This is a genomic window from Phormidesmis priestleyi BC1401 (assembly GCF_001650195.1).
Taxonomy (GTDB): Bacteria; Cyanobacteriota; Cyanobacteriia; order Leptolyngbyales; family Leptolyngbyaceae; genus Phormidesmis_A; species Phormidesmis_A priestleyi_B.
The window spans coordinates 1-867 of the sequence record NZ_LXYR01000176.1; the positions used below are offsets into that span (position 1 = coordinate 1).

At 52.0% G+C, this 867-nt stretch carries 1 pseudogene; it reads left to right on the plus strand.

The window, feature by feature from the left end:
• Positions 1-166: 166 nt before the first annotated feature.
• A pseudogene (locus A8707_RS26295) lies at positions 167-867 on the plus strand (ISKra4 family transposase); the annotation flags it as partial.

An 867-nucleotide genomic window follows, 5' to 3' on the forward strand; every position in this document is an offset into this window, starting at 1 on the left:
TTGACTTCTTGACGATGTAACGATTACATCATATAAGTATCACTGAGAGTCTACGAGGATATCACCATGATTCTTGTCTGTGGGGGTATTAAAGGGGTGCGACCTCTACTTGATTTAGTAGGTCAAGCATGATATCACTGAGTGAGGCAACCAAGAGGTGGTGAGTATGAGCGCTCAATTGCTGAGTCAAGAAGGGACGCAAGTCAGGATAGAAGTGACGATAGACCTGAGTCATTCGCTGCTGACCAGTGAAGAAGCGATTCAGGAAAGCCTCAACGAGGCGGGTCGTATTGCCACTACAGCCGCTCTTGAGTATCTGGACACCGACGGTTCAGCCATTGAGATTGCCGGAGAGGTGATGCGAACCAAAGGCAAGCAGCCCAAAGCGTATCAAACGCCCTACGGAGAAGTCGTGATTGAACGCCATGTCTATCAGCGCTCTGGAGGCGGGAAAACGGATTGTCCGCTAGAGCGAGCGTCTCGCATCATCATCACCTCCACGCCTCTGTTTGCGAAACAAGTGTCCTCGAAACTGGCGTATGGTTCCGCCCGAGACGTGCAGCGAGACTTGGCTGAGAATCATCAACGCCCGGTCGCCGTGTCCTACATCCAGCGTCTCAGTGAAGCGGTGGCCACGATCATTGAGGTGAAAGAAGAAAGTTGGGACTATGTGCCCCCTCAACTAGACGCTGAAATTGCCAGTGTTGCCATTGGCTTAGATGGCACCTGTATGCTGTTGTGCGACACCGGATGGAGAGAAGCCATGGTCGGCACCATCAGTCTGTATGACGCGTTTGGAGACCGACAACACACCATTTATATGGGAGCCACCCCCGAATATGGCAAGGCGACGATTATGGTAGGCCA